We start from the raw sequence: 17,488 nt of genomic DNA on the forward strand, positions 1-17,488 counted from the left end.
CCAGCTGCGCGGTTAGAGTCCAGCTTCCTCCATCACGCTGAACGTCTTCATGCGTACCCTGCTCCTGCTGCCCCTGGCCCTGCTCGCTGCCTGTTCCACCACGCCCACCGAGCTGGATCCGATCTCGTATCAATGCCAGCAGCAGCTGGATGCATACCGCGAACAGCCAGCGCTGCGCGATCCGAAGACGGGCGAGCGCCCACCGCTGCCGATCGCCCCGATCAGCGACGCCTGCGACAGGGAACTCAAGCGCAAGGGCGTGGATCGCCCGCTGCGCTGAGCAGCGTATGATCGGCGCGCGGGCCTGCCCGCCGTTGAAGGTACCGACATGGATTGTTTTTCTCGCCTGCCCCGCGCCGCGCTGCTGATTGCCAGCCTGCTGGCGACCGCACCGGCATGGGCCAACAGCACCGCGTGCCGCGAACGTTACCCGAGCGTGGCGTCGCAGGCAGCGATGCTGGACGTGGCCTGGACCACCGCCGAACGCCTGGACGCGCTGCCCGACGTGGACGTGGTGGTGGCCGCGCGCGGTGGCCAGGACCTGAGCCGCTACGGCCTGCGCCACAGCCACCTGGCCTTCCTGCTGCGCGAGGACGACGGCCGCTGGCGCGCGATGCACCTGCTCAACCGCTGCAAGACCGACAGCTCGCAGCTGTACCACGAGGGCCTGGGCAACTTCGTCGGCGAGAGCGGTGGCCATACCGACCTGCGCATCGGCGTGCCGTCGGCGCCGTTGCGTGCGGCGCTGCGCGCGATGCTGGTGCCGCCCTCGATCCAGCCCAAGGCGCTGCACGAAGCGAAGTACAACGTGGTCGCCTACCCGTTCGCCACCGACTACCAGAACTCCAACCAGTGGGTGCTGGAGGTGCTGGCCGCAGCAATGGCGCAGGCCGAAGGCGCGCCGGCCATCGTCAAGCGCGAACAGGCGCAGCAGTGGCTGCGCCAGCAGAAGTACCAGCCCAGCGTGCTGCATATCGGCCTCGGCAAGCGCGTGGGTGCGCGCCTGTTCGTGGCCAACGCCACCACCACCGACCATCCGGCCGGCGAGCGCATCTCCGGCAACTATTCGGTGGTGACGGTGGAATCGGTGTTCGATTTCCTGCACCAGCGCAGCCAGCTGCAGCAGGAACTGGTGATCCCCCACGTGCCGGTGGCCGGTGCCGCCGCAGCCTCGCCCTGAATCACGCAAGGAGAACGACATGCGCCTGCTGCACAACTCCCTGGTATCGATGCTGATCGTCAGCGCGCTGGCCTGGTCATCGGCCGCCCACGCCGAGCGCCGCATCGTGATCATCCATGACCCGGGCCCGCAGGGGCCGAGCCTGGAAATGTCCACGCAGATGGTGGCCTCGGCCCGCGCGGCGGCGGCGAAGGAAGCCCAGGATGCGGCCGACGCCGGCCAGCCGCTGGCCCGCCCGCAGCAGATCAAGCTGCCGCAGATGCAGGTGAGTGGAATCGCCACCACCGTCGATGGCCGCCGCGAAGTGCTGCTGCGCGATGCCAACGACCCGCAGAACACCGCGTCGATGCAGTACCCGCGCGGCGTCGGCGACCCCGCCGTGCAGTTCACCGTGGGCCAGACCGTGAACTTCGAGCCGACCGGCGCCGACCAGGGCTGGCAGCTGAAGGACAACCAGGGCCGCCCACTGGAATACCTGCCCGAGGCCACCGGCCCGCGCGACATTTTCGATACCCGGCGCTGAGCCGCCGTTCCCACGCTGACCAGGAGGTCTGCATGTTCCGTTGCCTGCGCGTTCCCGCTTCTGCCCTGCTGCTCTCCGCGCTGCTGGTGCCCACCGTCCATGCCGGCGCTGCGCCGCAGTTGAACAGCGGCCAGACCAGCGTGCTGGTCACGTCGCTGATCGTGCTGTCGATTCCGTTGGCCACGTCGATGGGACTGGCCGAGCTGTCCAAGGCCCCGTTCAAGGCCAGCGAGCGCAACGGCAAGGTCGCCGCACGCACGCCGGCGGTACCGCTGCCGCCGATGGAGGTGAAGCAGGTCGCCACCACCCCAGCCGGTGATCGCCAGGTGCAGCTGCAGGTGCCCGGCAAGGCCGACCAGACCGCAACGCTGCAATGGCCGGCGGCTGCAGGCGATGACCCGATCGCCGGTTTCGTCGTCGGCCAGCAGGTGCGCTTCGACCCGACCGACGCGGGTGCCGGCTGGACCGTGAAGAGCGCACAGGGCCAGGCCCTTGCCTACGTGCCGACCGCCTATGCCGCTGGCGACGTGATGAGCGAAGCGCTGTAAAGCTGAACGACCGGTTTTGGCTTTGCTGCGGGCCGGGCGGATAATGGGCGATCCCCTTTGTCCCCCTGGCTCGCCATGTCCGTGCGTCCTGCCCCTGTGTTTGCCCCGTTGACCGCCCGCGCCCTGGTGCTGGCGGTGCTGGCCATGGGCGCGGTGGTGCTGCTGTCCAACGTACTGGTGCAGTACCCGATCAACGATTGGCTGACCTGGGGTGCCTTCAGCTATCCGGTCGCGTTCCTGGTCAGCAACCTGATCAACCGCCGCTTCGGCCCTGGCCCGGCGCGCCGTGTGGCGTGGATCGGTTTCGCGGTGGCGGTGCTGCTGTCGATCTGGGTGGCGACGCCGCGCATCGCCATTGCCTCGTGCTCGGCGTTCATCGTGGCCCAGCTGCTGGACATTACCGTGTTCGACCGCCTGCGCCGTGGTAGCTGGTGGCGCGCACCGATGGTGGCCACCACCTGCAGTGCGACGGTGGATACCACCATTTTCTGGTCGATCGCCTTTGCCGGTTCCACCCTGCCGTGGGTGAGCTGGGCCGCCGGCGACCTGGCGGTGAAGCTGGCGATCGGCGTGTGCCTGCTGGCCCCGTTCCGCGCGCTGCTGTGGAAGATGGCGCCGCTGCGCGCCACCAGCTGACCGCTGTCGCTCTGGTAGGTGCCGACCTTGGTTGGCACACACCTTGAACCCGGTGGGTGCCGACCGTTGGTCGGCACGCTCCATCAGAGTTCATCGCCGCTGAAAGATTGTGCCGACCAACGGTCGGCACCTACCAATAGCAGACCATCGCCGGGCCATTGATCCGGTAGCTGCCAACAGCGGGGCATCACCGGGCCAATGATCTGGTGGGTGCCGACCGCTGGTCGGCACGCTCCTTCAGAGTTCATCGCTGCTGACAGATTGTGCCGACCAACGGTCGGCACCTACCAATAGCAGACCATCGCCGGGCCATTGATCCGGTAGCTGCCAACAGCGGGGCATCACCGGGCCAATGATCTGGTGGGTGCCGACCGTTGGTCGGCACGCTCCATCAGAGTTCATCGCCGCTGAAAGATTGTGCCGACCAACGGTCGGCACCTACCCAAAAGCTGCTACCGGCACTCAGGCGAACGGCAGCTCCGCGGCGATGCACGCCGCCGTGATCACCGCACACGCCTCTTCAATCGCCGGCGTGGTCGGGGCCAGCCGCGGGCGCCGGTCGAGCGTGCAGGCCAGGCCCACCTCCAGCAGCGTGGCATGCGCTCCATGCAACGCCTGCGCGGTGTCTTCCGGCAGGAAACCAACAGCGGCCAACGCATCGATCAACGATGGCGTATCGCGTGGCTGCAGCAACGCCGCGTGCTGTGCACTGCGCGCCAGCACACCGGTCTGCAGCAGGAACTCCAGGTCCACCACGCCACCGGCGCCCTGCTTCAGGTCCAGGCGCGCGGCATCGCTGCGGTCCAGTTCGGTGCGCATGCGCCCACGCATCTTCAACACGTCGGCATACAGCACACCGGCATCGCGTTCGCGGCCCAGCGTCTGCGCACGCACCTGCTCGAAGTCGGCCAGCAGGCCGGCATCACCGGCCACGCCACGCGCGCGCACCAGCGCCTGGTGTTCCCAGGTCCACGCACGTTCGCGCTGGTATTCGGTGTAACTGGCCAGCGAAGACACCAGCGACCCCTTGCCACCGTCCGGGCGTAGGCGCACGTCGATGTCGTACAGGCGCCCGGCAGCGGTGACTGCACCGAGCAGCGCCATCACCTTCTGCGCCAGGCGCGCATACCAGCGCCCCGGCTCCAGCGGACGTGCACCATCGCTGGCGTCCACGCCGGCCGGATTGTCGTGCAGGAACACCAGGTCCAGGTCGGAACCGAAGCCCAGTTCAAGCCCACCGAGGCTGCCGTAGCCGATGATCGCGAAACGTCCACCGGGAATATCACCGTGCGCAGCGCGCATGTCCGCCTCGGCCATCGCCAGCACGGTGACCACCACCGCCTGCGCCAGCTCGGCCAGTTGCCGCGTGCTGTCCACTGCACCCTGGCGGCCGTCCAGCGTGGCCATTGCCATGCGGAAGCTGAGCGCCAGCCGCGTCTCGTTGAGCCAACGCAGCGCGGATTCGGGATCGTCCACCGCCAGTACCTGCTGGCACTCGGCCAGCATGCCGGCGGCATCCGGCATCGGCCCGGACACGCGCACGTCCAGCAGCTCATCCAGCAGCAGCGGGTACGCAGCCAGGCGCTCGGCCAGCAGTGCGCTGCGCGCCAGCACGTCCACCAACCGCGCTAGTGCGCTGGGCTGTTCGTCCAGCAGCGCGAGATAGCTGGTCCGGCGCAGCACCGCCTGCAGCAGGCCAAGCACGCGCTTGAGCGCGGCATCCGGTTGTGGCGAGCGCGTTGCCGCATGCAGCAACGCGGGCAGCACGCGATCCAGCCGCGCACGCGCGGCATCGGACAATGACTTCACGCCGGTGCCCTGCGCGAAATCGCGCAGCGACTGGTCGGCGCCATTGGCATCGAGGAAACCGGCTTCGGCCAGCAGCGGCGCATTGCTGCCCTCGGGCAGGCTGCGCCAGTAGTTGGCCAGTGCATCGGGCGCGGCCTGGCCCTTGCGCGGCGCCAGCAGCGCGGCGAATTCGGTACTGACCCGCTGCTGCTGCACGGCCAGCGCCGCGCGCAGCACATCCCAGTCGGGATAGCCCAGACCGACGGCGATGCGTTCACGGTCCAGCGCATCACTGGGCAACACATGCGTCTGCGCATCACGCAGCATCTGCAGGCGGTTTTCCAACCGGCGCAGGAACAGGTAGGCCTCGCGCAGTGCGCTGCCATCCTCCGGCGCGATCTGCCCGGCCGCCACCAGCGCGTCCAGCGCCACCAGCAGGCGGCGCTCGCGCAGCGCGGGCTCACGGCCACCGCGGATCAGCTGCAGCGCTTGGCACAGGAACTCGATTTCGCGGATGCCGCCGGCGCCGCGCTTGATGTCCTCATGCAGTTCGCGGCGCGCGACTTCGGCGGTGATCGCCGCCTTCATCTCGCGCAGGCCATCGAGCGCAGTGAAATCCAGGTAGCGGCGGTACACGAACGGGCGCAGGGTCTGCAGCCACGCTTCACCGGCCTTGATATCGCCGGCCACGGCGCGCGCCTTCAGCCAGGCATAGCGTTCCCAGTCGCGGCCTTCGCGCTGGAAGTACTGGTCCATCGCCGCGAACGACAGCGCAACGCGGCCGGCGCTGCCGAACGGGCGCAGGCGCAGGTCGACGCGGTGGCTGAAGCCATCGACGGTGGTTTCGTCCAGCAGCTTGGCCAGGCGCTGGCCGAGGCGCGCGAAATATTCCTCGGCCGCCAGCGCACGCGGGCCGTCGGATTCGCCGCCGTGCGGGTAGGCGTAGACCAGGTCCACATCGGAACTGAAGTTGAGCTCGCCACCGCCGAGCTTGCCCAGGCCGAACACCACCAGCTGCTGCGGCGTGCCTTCGCCATCGCGGACCACGCCGTGACGCTGTGCGAATTCCTGCTGCAGGGCCTCCAGCGCCAGCCGCAGGCACTCCTCGGCCAGGGCGGTGGCGCCGGCCAGGGTCTGCGCCACGTCGTCCAGGCCGGTCAGGTCGCGCCAGATCAGCCGCGTCGACATGGCGGTGCGCCAGCGCCGGATCTGCGCCGGCCAGTCGCTGGGCTGCAGCGGATCGAGCACTGGCGCCGGAATCGCCGGGCAACCGGGCGCGGCCAGCTGCGCCAGCAGCGCGGGTTGCCGCACCAGGGTGTCCAGCGCGAAGTCGCTGGCCACCGCCAGCCGGGTCAGCAGCGGCAACAGATCAGCCGGGACGGGCTCGGGCAGGACCTGGGCCAGGCGCGCCAGGGCGCGGTCGACAAGGGGCTGCAGGGACGCGGGCAGTTCAGCGGGAGCGAGGGTCATGCCTCGATTCTCGCGGGGTCGGATCCCTTTGCCAACGGCGAAGGGCGCCGACCCCAGATTGCTGGCACTGCGCGGGTCAAAGCCTTTTGCCCGTGGCAAAAGGATCCGACCCGGTGTGTCGCGCGTATTCATAATGGGTGGAAGGCAATAAAAAAGCCCGCTTGCAGCGAACTGCCAGCGGGCTCTGCTCCCTCCCCCACGTCGGGATGCAGGGCCATCGTGCGGGCTGCGAAAGCACTTTGCACGCTGCACTGCAAAACAAAACCGGTGGGTATGGGTGACCCCTGCGGGGAAAAGCCATTCCACGAAGGTAGAACCCCCCGTACGGAGGAGGATGGCCGATAATCGGGTTTCCCCCCAGAAACACTGTCGTCATGTCTGTTGATCGCATCGCCAACGCGCGTCTCCGTGACCGCGTGGTCTCCGCAGAGGCCGCAGCCGCGCTGATCCAGCCCGGTGAAACCGTGGCCATGAGCGGCTTTACCGGCTCCGGGTATCCCAAGGCCGTCCCCGTGGAACTGGCCCGCCGCATCGAAGCGGTGCACGCCCAGGGCCAGCCCTTCCAGATCAAGCTGATGACCGGCGCCTCCACCGCGCCGGAGCTGGATGGCGCGCTGGCCAAGGCCGATGGCATCGCCATGCGCATGCCCTTCCAGAGCGACCCGGATGCGCGCAACCGCATCAACGAGGGCAAGCTGGATTACATCGACATCCACCTCAGCCACGTGGCCCAGCACGTGTGGTTCGGCTTCTACGGCGAGATCGATACCGCCGTGATCGAAGTCTCGGCCATTCGCGAGGACGGCTCGCTGGTGCCCTCCACCTCGGTGGGCAACAACAAGACCTGGCTGGACCTGGCCAGGAAGGTGATCGTCGAGGTCAACGAATGGCAGCCGGCCGGCGTCGACGGCATGCATGACATCTACTACGGCACCGCGCTGCCGCCGCACCGCAAGCCGATTCCGCTGGTGAACGCCAACGACCGCATCGGCGACACCGCGCTGCGCTGCGACCCGGACAAAATCGTGGCGGTGGTGCGCACCAACGGCCCGGACCGCAACAGCCCGTTCAGCCCGATCGATGCGACCAGCGAACAGATCGCCTCGCACCTGATCGAGTTCCTCAAGCACGAGGTGAAGAAGGGCCGCCTGCCGCCGAACCTGCTGCCGCTGCAGTCGGGCGTGGGCAACATTCCCAATGCCGTACTGGCCGGCCTGGCCAAGAGCGGTTTCCGCGACCTGGCCGCGTTCACCGAGGTGATCCAGGACGGCATGCTCGACCTGCTGCGTGACGGCGTGCTGAGCTACGCCTCGTGCACCGGCTTCGCGCTGAGCCCGCAGGCCAACGAGACCTTCAAGGAACACATCGATTTCTACCGCGAACGCATCATCATGCGCACGCAGGAAATCTCCAACCATCCGGAACTGGTGCGCCGCCTCGGCTGCATCGGCATGAACGGCATGATCGAGGTGGACATCTACGGCAACGTCAATTCGACGCACGTGATGGGCACGCGGATCATGAACGGCATTGGCGGTTCGGGTGACTTTGCCCGCAACGGTTTCCTGTCGGCGTTCCTGAGCCCGTCCACGGCGAAGAACGGCACCATCTCGGCGATCGTGCCGATGGCCAGCCATGTCGACCACACCGAGCACGACGTGTCGGTGATCGTGACCGAGCAGGGCCTGGCCGACCTGCGTGGCCTGACCCCGCGCAAGCGCGCGCAGGTGCTGATCGACAACTGCGCGCACCCGGATTTCCGCCCGCAGCTGCAGGACTACTTCGACCGCGCCAGCCACGAAAGCTACGGCAAGCACACCCCGCACCTGCTGCCGGAAGCGCTGTCGTGGCACCAGCGCTGGCTGGATACCGGCACGATGAAGGGCTGACTGCGTTGGGGGTCAGAGCCCTTTTCTGCCGAAAAGGGATCTGACCCCGGTCATGCGCAACGTCGGGGTCGGATCCCTTTCCATGGGAAAGGGCTCTGACCCCAGGTACGGACACCTTCACGCGGTGCGCAGGCTCGCCAGCGATTCGGCCTGCAGCCGCTCGTAGATCTCGAACTCGTCATTCACCGCCACGCCCAGCGCCTGCTCGAAGGCCTCGCGGTTGGCGTGCGCGGCATAGGCGCGCTGTTCTTCGCCGCCCAGATTCGACTGGAAGATGCCCGCAGCGCTGACCGGCAGGAAATCCTCGTAGACGATCGGGTCGGCGGTGGCCAGGCCCGCGGCCACCAGCACTTCGGCCGGCAGGTCGGCCACGCGCTCCGGCGCGGCGCGGCCAGCGTCGGTCAGCTGGTAGCGGTAATAGCCCAGGCCTTCCTGGCGCAGCGTGTCATGATCATCCGGGAAGCTGGCGAACACCGCCTGCAGGCGCTGGCCGTAGTCGCCACCGGTGCTGCCTTCGCCACCGGCATCCCGTGCCTGCGACAGCAGCTGGTCGTACAGCGCGCGGCCCTTCGGGGTCAGGGCAAGGCCACGCTGTTCGATCTCGCCGAAGCGCGCGGTATGCGTACCGGCATCGCCGCCCTCGCCGTCCGGGAAATGCACCGCCTCTTCCAGTGCCTTGAAGCTGGTCTGGCGCAGCAGGATCGGGCAGGCACGGCGCGGCGGGCCCTCGATCACCGCCTTGGCCGCCATGCCGTGTTCGATCATCGCCGCCTGCGCCGCGTCGATGTCCAGCGTGCGCGGGGTCAGGTGGTTGATGTGCGGGCCACGGAAACTGACCACGTCGGCCACCAGCCGATGCGCGTTGTGCAGCGCGTGGTAGGTCGGCAGGTCGACCGTGGCATCGCCGTGCCAGCGGAAGGTTTCCAGTGCTTCATCGACGAAGCGCTCGGCATCGGCCTGCGACAGCCCGCCGTCGCGCTCTGCCTGGTCGATCAGCGCCAGCGCGCCCTCGGTGAAGATACGGCGGCGGGCAAGGATCGTTGCCGATTCCGCACGCAGCGCTTCGTCTTCGATCAGCTCCAGGCGCAGCAGCGAGGTGAACACGCGGAACGGGTTCTGCGCCAGCGCGGCGCCGGTCAGCGGGCGGAACGCGGTGGAGTGCACCGGCACGCCGGCCACCGACAGGTCGTAGTAGCCTACCGGGTACATGCCCATCACCGCGAACAGGCGGCGCAGCGTCGCCAGTTCCTGCACGGTGCCGACGCGGATCGCGCCGTGGCGCTCTTCATCCAGCCGCGCACGCTCGTCGTTGCGCAGCAGCTGCGCGGCCAGTGCCGGATCCTGCTCCAGCACCTGTGCGTTGATCCGCTCCACCAGTTCCACCAGCGTGCCGTACAACGGCACTTCGGTGCGGTACATGCGGGACATGGCCTGTGCGAACAGGCGGCGGATCACATCAGGCGAAACGAAAGAGGCGCTCATCAGTCACTCGATTACGGGAACGGGGAACAGCTCGGACCCGTATTGTCGCCGGAGCGCGCGGCGGCGGCGATATGCAGAGCAACATGGCGCCCGGCCTGTGCAGGGGGGCGACCTGTGGACTGCTCCACCCGAATCAGGCAGCGGCCGGCACTACCGCTTGAGCTGGCGCTTCAGGGTGGCATCCAGAGTGATCGGCCGGTCCCAGTGCTGGTAGCTGGCCACGATGGCGTGGCGCACCGCGCGGTAGTGCAGGTTGTCCGGCTTGGTGGGCATGCGCTTCACCACCGCTTCCCAGCCGCCCTCCGGGTCCTGGCTGAAGGCGCGCACGCTGTCGCGGCAGGTCTGGCCACTGGCCTTGGCCCAGAAGCAGGCGAAGTAGATATCCCCGGCCTGCCAGCCATGGGTGGTGAACAGCGCGCTGATGTAGCCGCGCGGCACCTCGGCATAGCGCGACACCTCGTCAAGGAAGGCGTCGGGGTAGCGCTCGGCGTAGTGGTTGATGTCCTGAAGCTGGGCATCGACCCAGCTGTCACCGGTTTCCACCGCGTAGGCCGCCGAACGCTCGGCGGTCTGCTGGGCCAGCACGGTGGCCGGGACCAGCAGCAGGGACAACAACAGCGCGCGCAGTCGGAGATTCATGCCCCGATTCTGCCGCAGCTGCCGGGCCCTGTCAGGCCGCCGCAGCGGCCTTGGCCTCGATCGCCGCCAGTGCGGCCGGCCAATCGTGGGCGCTATCAGCGGTGACCATGCGCGGTTCGTCGTCGGCCACGCCGTGCTGGGTCTCGTGCGCCCAGGTCACCGCGTACGGGGTATGCACGCCCCAGCCGCCCAGGGTGACCACCGGCTCGATGTCCGAACGCAGCGAGTTGCCGACCATCACGAAGCGCTGCATCGGCAGGTCGAATTCGGCCAGCACGCGGGCGTAGGTTTCCGGATCCTTCTCGGAAACGATCTCGATGCGCGGGAACAGCTCGGCCAGGTTGGCGATCTTGATCTTCGCTTCCTGGTGGAACAGGTCGCCCTTGGTGATCAGCACCACCGGATAGTGCTCGGCGATGGTCGCCACCGCTTCGCGCACGCCGTCGATCAGCTCGACCGGGTGGCGCAGGGTATCGTGGCCGATCTCCAGGATGCGCTGGATGTCCTTGGCCTCGATGCGCTGGCCGGTGATGTCGATGGCTGCCTCGATCATCGACAGCGTCATGCTCTTCACGCCGTAGCCAAAGGTGCCCAGGTGGCGCTGCTGCACTTCCAGCAGGTGGCGCGCGGTCTGGGTGTCATGCACGTCGACGTAGCGCGACAGCAGGTCAAGATAATCCTGCTCGGCCTTGCGGTAGTAGTCCTCGCTCTTCCACAGCGTATCGTCACCGTCAAAACCGACCAGGCCGATGGCGCGCGACGGCGCAGGCGTGGGGGTGTTCATCGGCCAAGGATACAGGGGCGGCCATGACGAGAAAAACCCGGGCGGCCGCAGCCGCCCGGGTCCCCATGCACCGGTCTTCCCGAATCAGGCCTGGATCAACGGCCCTGCGCCGCGCCGGCACCCGCGCCGGCCTGCTGGGCGGCCACGTAGGCCTTGTACTCGTCGGCGCTCAGCTCGCCGTCCTTGTTGGTATCGGCCTGGTCGAACACCTGGGCCAGGCCGGCGTTCACCTGTGCCTCGGACTTGCTGATGGTGCCGTTGCCATCGGTATCGATGCTGGCCCAGGTCTGGCCACCGCCGTTGGCCTGCGCCGATGCCGCCGCGGCCGCATTGGTCGCCTGGTCAGCCGCCTGCCCTGCCTGTGCCGCCGACTGCTGCGCCTGCGCGGCCTCGTTCTGTGCCTGCGCGGCCTGCTGCTTGGCCGACTGGGCCATCGCCGGAATGGCCAGCACGCTGCCAGCGGCGACGATCAGGGCGATCAGGGGCTTGCGGTTGCGAATAGTCATCAGGGGTGTCTCCTACCTAATTGGGTGGTGTTGCGCGGCCTGTTGTTTCCGCACGGCACCTACCCTGCCACCGTGTTTCTGAATCGGTTTTGGGCCGCGACCGGCGTCAACACGCACGATTAACCACTCGCCTACGCGCATGCTTTAGCGCGGTGGTTAGCAGCGAGTGAGCAGGTCATAAGATGCGCATTCAGCGCTGCCGGATTTAACCGGCAACCAACGAAAAACCTGCGTCAGTCGACGTTCTGAGCCGCTGACCGCGAACTGAACAACACCCAGCCGAGGGCAACACCGGCGAGCGCACCGGCAATTTCCAGCACTACGCGGCTGCCGAGTTCGTTCGGATCGTGGATGGTGGCGAGGAACAGGCGCGCATACAGCGGCGACTCCAGACGCACGATGCCCATGTAGAACAGCTTCCACGCATCGATGCCAGCGGAGATGATCACGGCGATGACACACGACCAGCCGATCGCGTGACCCACAGTCCAGTGCAGCAGCCGGCACAGCCGAGACCACAGGAAGTACACCAGCAGCCCGACCAGCAGGGCGATGGCGCCCGCTTCCAGGGTGCCGAGCAGGCCGAAGTGCAGGGGAAGGTTCATCGGGTGGGCAGGGATGAAGAGGCGGCCAGTGTAAGGGATCTGCCCCGGACCCGATCCGGTAGCCACGGTAGATCCACGCCATGCGTGGATGAATCTCCATCGAAATCGAATATCTTCAGAATTGAACGGAGAGCATCCACGCATGGCGTGGATCTACCGTGTCGACCAAGGTCGACACCTACCAACAGCAGCGACCCTCTGCCGATATCCCTACCGCACGGGGACGTCGTATGCGGTGCCCGGGTCCGGTTCGGGCTGCAGGGTGTAGTGCCACCACTCCTGCGGATAATTGACGAAACCACGGCGCGCCATCGCGCGCACCAGCTGCTGGCGGTTCGCCTGCTGCACGTCGCTCAACCCACTCGTCTGCGTATGCGCGCGCGGGCCAAAGAAATCAAAGTCGGTGCCCATGTCCAACGGCGTGCATGCACCGCTGCGGCAATCCAGCAGCCCCAGATCCACCGTGGCGCCGCGGCTGTGGCCGGAGCGCTCGGCGATGTAACCGTCGGCCAGCAGCCGTGGCTTTTCCAGATCCGGGTACTGCAGTGCCTTGCGCGAGCGCTCGCGCGGGTCGTTCACCCAGGCCATGAACGCCTGCACCGAGCGCACCGGCCGGTAGCAGTCGTAGATCCGCAGGCCGAACCCATCCGCGCGCAGGTCCTGTTCCACCTGCGCCAGCGCCTTCGCCACCGGCGCCAGCAGATAGCACGAGGGCGCCTCGTAGCCCGGTACGCGCGCGCCGGTGAAGTTGTTGGCGCCGGCGTAGCGGATATCCATCTCGATGCGTGGCGACAGCGAACGGATCTCGACCAGACCTGCACGTGCCGCGTCCGTAGCCGGCGAAACGCGCGGCGGCTCAGCGGCGCTGGCGCTCGCTGCCAGGGCAGTCGCCAGTACGAGTGAAATGCAGGTCCTGGAAGTCATAGCTGAAGTCGATGTCCGGGTCGATGGCGCGCAGGTCCAGAGAGGGCGGCGCACCGTCACCGGGCTGCAGCCAGGCCTGTGCGTCTTCTCCCAGCGTATCCCAGCGCAGCAGCCAACGCCCCTGCAACTGCAGCACCGTGGCCTGCAGTCGGGGCGACTTGTCCACGCTGAAGTGCAGGCCGTCCGCGCCCGGGCACAGTGAGGCCGGGCCCAGCCACGGATCGCGGTAACGGCCCTGCCAGCGTAGCAGATCCGTGCGGCTCGTCTCCTGCGCCGCAGCGGTGGATGGCCGCGAATGGCCGGTCGCCGCCCGCGTTGCCTGGTCAGCCTTCAGTTCGGCCAGGTATGCCATCGCTGGGTGCGCATCATTGGGGGCGGTGAAGCGCTTCAGCGCGGCCTGCATCAGTGCGGTGCGCGCGTCCTCGCCTTCACCGTTGATCAATATCACCACACCCACCTTGCGGTCGGGCAGCAGCGTCAGCGACGAGTACATGCCCGACAGCGTGCCGGTGTGTGCCACCTTCCACTGCCCGTCCATGTCGGACACGCGCCAGCCGTAGCCGTAGCCGTAGAAATGCGCGTTGTCCCAGCGCCGCTGGCGTTCACCCAACGGCATCGGCATGTGCAGGGTCCACAGCGTGCGGCGCTGTTCACCGCGCAGCCAGTCCGGCACCAGCGTGGGATCGAGCAGCACCTGCATCCAGCGTGTCATGTCACGCAGCGAACAGCGGATGCCGCCGGCCGCCATCGATGGCAGGTCCGGGCTGATGTCACCGTCGGCGTTCACCACCTCATTGCGGTCACCACGCCAGGCATGCGGCTGCGCCACGTTGCCCACGCGCTTCACCGGCCATGCCCCCACCTGGCAGCGTGCCATGCCGAGTGGTTCGAACACCTGCTCGCGCATCAACTGGTCGTACGGTTTGCCACCGGCCGCAGCGGCCACTTCGCCGGCCACCACGTACATCAGGTTGTCGTAGGCATAGTGGCTGCGGAAGCTGCTGACCGGCTTGAGGCGCGCCAACCCGGCAATGATGTCAGCACGGGTGAACGTGTTCGGCTCCGGCCACAGCATCAGGTCGCCAGCGCCCAGGCCAAGGCCGCTGTTGTGGATCAGCAGGTCGCGCACCTGCATGTGCTGGCCGACCCAGGCGTCATGCATGCGGAACTCCGGCAGGTGGCGCTGCACAGGGTCGTCCCAGCGCAGCTTGCCCTGCTGCACCAGCCGCGCCAGCAGCGCGGCCGTCATCGCCTTGCTGTTGGAGGCGATCTTGAACAGCGTGTCCTCGTCGATGCGGCCGCCATCACCACGCGCGCCTTCGGCGCGCTGGTAGACCACCCTCCCCTGTTCGACCACGGCCATGGCCAGCCCGGGCAGATGCTCGTGCTGGACCACGGCCGCAACATCGGCATCGATCGAGGCGGTCGCGGTCGTCTGCGCCGCCGCAACCGGGAACACCACCAACGCCGCCACGCAGAGGCAGCGTCGAGCGTGCTGGGCTGGCTTCAGTAGGCCCATGTGACGGTCAGCTGCGCGTAGCGCGGCGACTGGAAGCCGGTGCCGTAGCGGTACAGCGGGTTCGGCGTGCCGATGCTGTCCTGCGGTTCGTAATCCTGGTCCACGGTCACCACGCGCTGCTGGTTCAGCACGTTGTACACCGCCAGCTTCAGGCGCAGGTCAGTGGGAATCGGCACCTTGTAGGAAACGCTGACATCCAGATCGTAGGTCCATGGCGTGCGCCCATCACCGCCGCGCGGCGAATGTACGAACACACGTTCGGACGGCACCGTCGCCTGGCAGTTGGACACACAGACGTAGTAGCTGTGGAAATCGGTCGCATCGAACGGATTGCCGGCACCGAAGCGGGTGATCGGGCTGCCGGACTGCACGCCCAGGGTTGCGGCCACGCTCAGGTTCTCGGTCAGCGCGTAGCTGCCGCGGAACTTGAACTGGTGGCGGCGATCATTGGCCAGGTAGCCATAACCGCGGTAGTTGACCCACGGGTTGTCGAAGTTCTCGGTGCGGCCGGCATCGGCGAAGTCGGTATCGGAGTTGACCGGGCCTTCGGCGTTGCCGCGCCCATAGGCCAGCGTATAGGACGCATTGAAGCCCCACTTGCCATCCCACGCACGGTCGACCTGCAGCTCCAGCGCCTTGTAGTCGCGCTTGGGTTTCACCCAGCCGCGCTGGCCCACGTAGTTGCCGTCATCGTCGTACAGCGCCCAGCCTTCCTTGGACGTGTCGATGCTGATCCAGCCATCGTTGCTGCCATCGCAGTTGGTGTCGCCCCAGACAGTGTTGGTGCGGCCCGGGTTGCCCATGATCCACACCCCGTCGATGGCACCGCATTGGCCGGTGGCGGTGATGTTCATGTCATCGATGGCGTTGTGCAGGCGGCGGTAGGTCACGCTGGCGCCAACCGACCAGGCCTCGTTGATCATCTGCTGGAAGCCCAGGATCGCTTCATCCTGGTAGACCGGGTCCATGTCGCGGTTCACTTCGGCGCGCAGGTCCGGCACGCTGCCATCGCCCTGCGAGTTGTCCACCGGTCCGATCTGCGCGCCCAGGTTGGGGATGTTGTTGGCTGCGCCGGAATAGCCGAGGAACTCATACCAGGTGCGTTCGTCGAGGAAGCCGCCGGCCTGCTTGATGTTGATGACGTTCGCCACCGGCAGGAAGTAGCGCCCCAGGTTGCCGAACACCTTGGTGGTGCCATCGCCGCGCACGTCCCACGAGAAGCCGAGACGTGGCGCTACCATGTCATCGATCTTGATGTAGCTGCTGCCATCGCCGCCCTTGTTGTCGAAGGCTTCCAGGCGCACGCCCATGTTCAACAGCAGGTTCGGCGTCACCTGCCAGTTGTCTTCCAGGTAGTAGGCCGAGTTGATGGTCTCGAAAGCGCCCTCCACCTCATAACGGCGCGTACGCGCCACCAGGCCACTGGCCGGCACCACGCCGCCGTTGAGGGAGCTTCCCGGCGTACGCGCATAGATGTCGTAGCGCAGGCCGCCCGGGCCGGGGTAGGCACGGCTGTAGTCAGAGGTGTTTTCCTCGCGGTCCATCCCGAAACGCAGCAGGTGGTTGCCCAGTGTCCATTCGAAATCGGCGCGGGCGGCTTTGCGGGTGTCCAATGCGGATTCCAGCTGCGAGCTGCTGGTGCAGCTGCGGTCACCCTGCAGCGAGGGTGGCACGCCCTGGCTGGCCGTTCGGTTGTCGAACACACGGTTGCAGTTCTCGTCCATCAATGAGCTCTGCAGGCGGTTGCGCTTGTTCTCGCCATACATCAGCTTCATGGTCAGGTCGTTGTTGACCTGCCAGCTGTAGGTGCCGGACCAGTTCTTGCCGCCTACCGTGTTGTAGATCTGGTTGCTGCGCTCACCTACAGTCTGTCCCGTGGCGTAGTCGTAATCGTAGACATCGGTGAGCGTCTTGCTCTTGTCCGAGAAGCCGAACAGCGACAGCATCTGGTTGTCGGTGATCTGCCAGTCGATCTTGCCGCCCCAGAACGGATCGTCGGCCTTGCCCTGGCTCAGGCGTGTGCCAGCGTCGTTGGTCGATGTCGGGCGGTAGTCGCGGGCTTCGTACATGCCGAAGAAGAACAAGCGGTCCTGCACCAGCGCACCGGACGCGAATACGTTCAGCGCACTGCGACTGTAGTCGTCGCGGCTGGCGGTGATGTAGCGGCTACCGCTGCCGTCGTAGCGGTCGCGCGCCTGCGACTGCCACGCACGCGGCTCGAACACCAGCTCGGCTCCCGCCTTGAAATCATTGCTGCCCGAACGGGTGACGGCGTTGATGACACCGCCGGTGCTGCGCCCGAACTCCACCGAGTAGCCGCCGGTCTTGACCTGGAACTCCTGGTAGAACGAGAACGGCACCGATGAGAAGCCGACACGGTTGTAGAAGTCGGTGACGTTCAGGCCATTGATGTAGACCGTGTTCTCGGCCACCGACGAACCGCCGAAGGAAATGCCCTGCCCGCCCAGCGACCCCTTGCCCTTCACCGCTCCCGGCGCCAGCAGCGCCACGGCGGTGATGTCACGGTCCACCGGCAGGCGCGAGAGTTCCTCGCGGGTGATGTTGGTGGCCGACTCGGTGGACTTCACATCGACCATCGACACCACCTGCGGTGCCCGCACTTCGACCGTGCCCAGCGTGCTGACCGCGCCGAGCGGCACGTTCACCGTGGTCGCGCTGCCGAGGCTGACGGTCACCTGGCCAACACGGCTGGCGGCCCCCCCCGGCAAGCAGACCTCCATCTCGTAGGTGCCTACCGGCAGCAACGGAATGCGGTAGCTGCCGTTGGCGTCGGCCTGCACCGATCGGACAAAGCCTGTGGCGGGGTTGCGTACGGTCACCGTGGCACCAGCCGGCACCTGCCCGGCCTCGCTCACCAGCCGGCCAACCACCGAACCGTCCTGTGCGAATGCGCTGGGCGCGATCACGCCCAGACACGCCCCAAGGGCGACGCACAACGCCGCCCGCTTGATGCTGTAAGCCTTCATCCCCTGCT

At 67.2% G+C, this 17,488-nt stretch carries 15 protein-coding genes; 6 read left to right on the plus strand and 9 right to left on the minus strand.

Features of this window, described 5'->3' with window-relative positions:
* The first annotated feature begins 49 nt into the window (after positions 1-49).
* The 5 genes from V3B30_RS05460 (at position 50) to V3B30_RS05480 (ending at position 2,887) form a co-directional block, all read left to right on the plus strand.
* A complete protein-coding gene (locus V3B30_RS05460; RefSeq protein WP_046984459.1) occupies positions 50-280 on the plus strand; it encodes a hypothetical protein in 231 nt (76 codons plus the stop codon).
* 48 nt (positions 281-328) lie between these two features.
* Entirely contained in the window at positions 329-1,180 is an 852-nt protein-coding gene (locus V3B30_RS05465; RefSeq protein ID WP_262082960.1) for a DUF2145 domain-containing protein, read from the plus strand.
* Between the two features lie 19 nt (positions 1,181-1,199).
* Positions 1,200-1,703, plus strand: a complete 504-nt coding sequence (locus V3B30_RS05470; RefSeq protein WP_262082958.1) for a hypothetical protein — start codon at positions 1,200-1,202, stop codon at positions 1,701-1,703.
* A gap of 32 nt (positions 1,704-1,735) precedes the next feature.
* Positions 1,736-2,251: a hypothetical protein gene (locus V3B30_RS05475; RefSeq protein ID WP_262082957.1), complete on the plus strand. Its 516-nt coding sequence runs from the start codon at positions 1,736-1,738 to the stop codon at positions 2,249-2,251.
* Between the two features lie 75 nt (positions 2,252-2,326).
* On the plus strand, positions 2,327-2,887 hold the full coding sequence (locus V3B30_RS05480) for a queuosine precursor transporter (protein WP_087921316.1): 561 nt from the start codon (positions 2,327-2,329) through the stop codon (positions 2,885-2,887).
* A 462-nt stretch (positions 2,888-3,349) separates the two neighbouring features.
* On the opposite strand, the gene glnE is transcribed toward V3B30_RS05480, so the two are convergent.
* Complete coding sequence (glnE, locus tag V3B30_RS05485; RefSeq protein ID WP_262082956.1) at positions 3,350-6,145, minus strand: bifunctional [glutamate--ammonia ligase]-adenylyl-L-tyrosine phosphorylase/[glutamate--ammonia-ligase] adenylyltransferase; 2,796 nt, start codon at positions 6,143-6,145, stop codon at positions 3,350-3,352.
* Between the two features lie 374 nt (positions 6,146-6,519).
* Between glnE and V3B30_RS05490 the strand changes: the two genes are divergently transcribed.
* Complete coding sequence (locus V3B30_RS05490) at positions 6,520-8,034, plus strand: acetyl-CoA hydrolase/transferase family protein (RefSeq protein WP_262082955.1); 1,515 nt, start codon at positions 6,520-6,522, stop codon at positions 8,032-8,034.
* Positions 8,035-8,151: 117 nt separating this feature from the next.
* On the opposite strand, the gene V3B30_RS05495 is transcribed toward V3B30_RS05490, so the two are convergent.
* The 8 genes from V3B30_RS05495 to V3B30_RS05530 form a co-directional block, all read right to left on the minus strand.
* Entirely contained in the window at positions 8,152-9,516 is a 1,365-nt protein-coding gene (locus tag V3B30_RS05495; protein WP_262082954.1) for a VOC family protein, read from the minus strand.
* Between the two features lie 150 nt (positions 9,517-9,666).
* Entirely contained in the window at positions 9,667-10,155 is a 489-nt protein-coding gene (locus V3B30_RS05500; RefSeq protein ID WP_262082953.1) for a hypothetical protein, read from the minus strand.
* Between the two features lie 31 nt (positions 10,156-10,186).
* Positions 10,187-10,939 carry an HAD family hydrolase gene (locus V3B30_RS05505; protein ID WP_262082952.1) on the minus strand — a complete coding sequence of 251 codons (753 nt, stop codon included), beginning with the start codon at positions 10,937-10,939 and terminating at the stop codon, positions 10,187-10,189.
* Between the two features lie 95 nt (positions 10,940-11,034).
* Positions 11,035-11,445: an EF-hand domain-containing protein gene (locus V3B30_RS05510; protein WP_087921311.1), complete on the minus strand. Its 411-nt coding sequence runs from the start codon at positions 11,443-11,445 to the stop codon at positions 11,035-11,037.
* Between the two features lie 233 nt (positions 11,446-11,678).
* Positions 11,679-12,050: a hypothetical protein gene (locus tag V3B30_RS05515; RefSeq protein WP_262082950.1), complete on the minus strand. Its 372-nt coding sequence runs from the start codon at positions 12,048-12,050 to the stop codon at positions 11,679-11,681.
* Positions 12,051-12,260: 210 nt separating this feature from the next.
* A complete protein-coding gene (locus tag V3B30_RS05520; RefSeq protein ID WP_262082949.1) occupies positions 12,261-12,974 on the minus strand; it encodes a M15 family metallopeptidase in 714 nt (237 codons plus the stop codon).
* Positions 12,907-14,493 carry a serine hydrolase gene (locus tag V3B30_RS05525; protein WP_262082948.1) on the minus strand — a complete coding sequence of 529 codons (1,587 nt, stop codon included), beginning with the start codon at positions 14,491-14,493 and terminating at the stop codon, positions 12,907-12,909. Before V3B30_RS05525 ends, V3B30_RS05520 begins: the two co-directional genes overlap by 68 nt.
* Positions 14,481-17,480, minus strand: coding sequence for a TonB-dependent receptor (locus V3B30_RS05530; protein ID WP_262082946.1), 3,000 nt, complete (start codon positions 17,478-17,480; stop codon positions 14,481-14,483). Before V3B30_RS05530 ends, V3B30_RS05525 begins: the two co-directional genes overlap by 13 nt.
* Positions 17,481-17,488 lie beyond the last annotated feature (8 nt).

This window comes from Stenotrophomonas sp. SMYL41 (assembly GCF_036319965.1).
Lineage (GTDB): Bacteria > Pseudomonadota > Gammaproteobacteria > Xanthomonadales > Xanthomonadaceae > Stenotrophomonas > Stenotrophomonas maltophilia_R.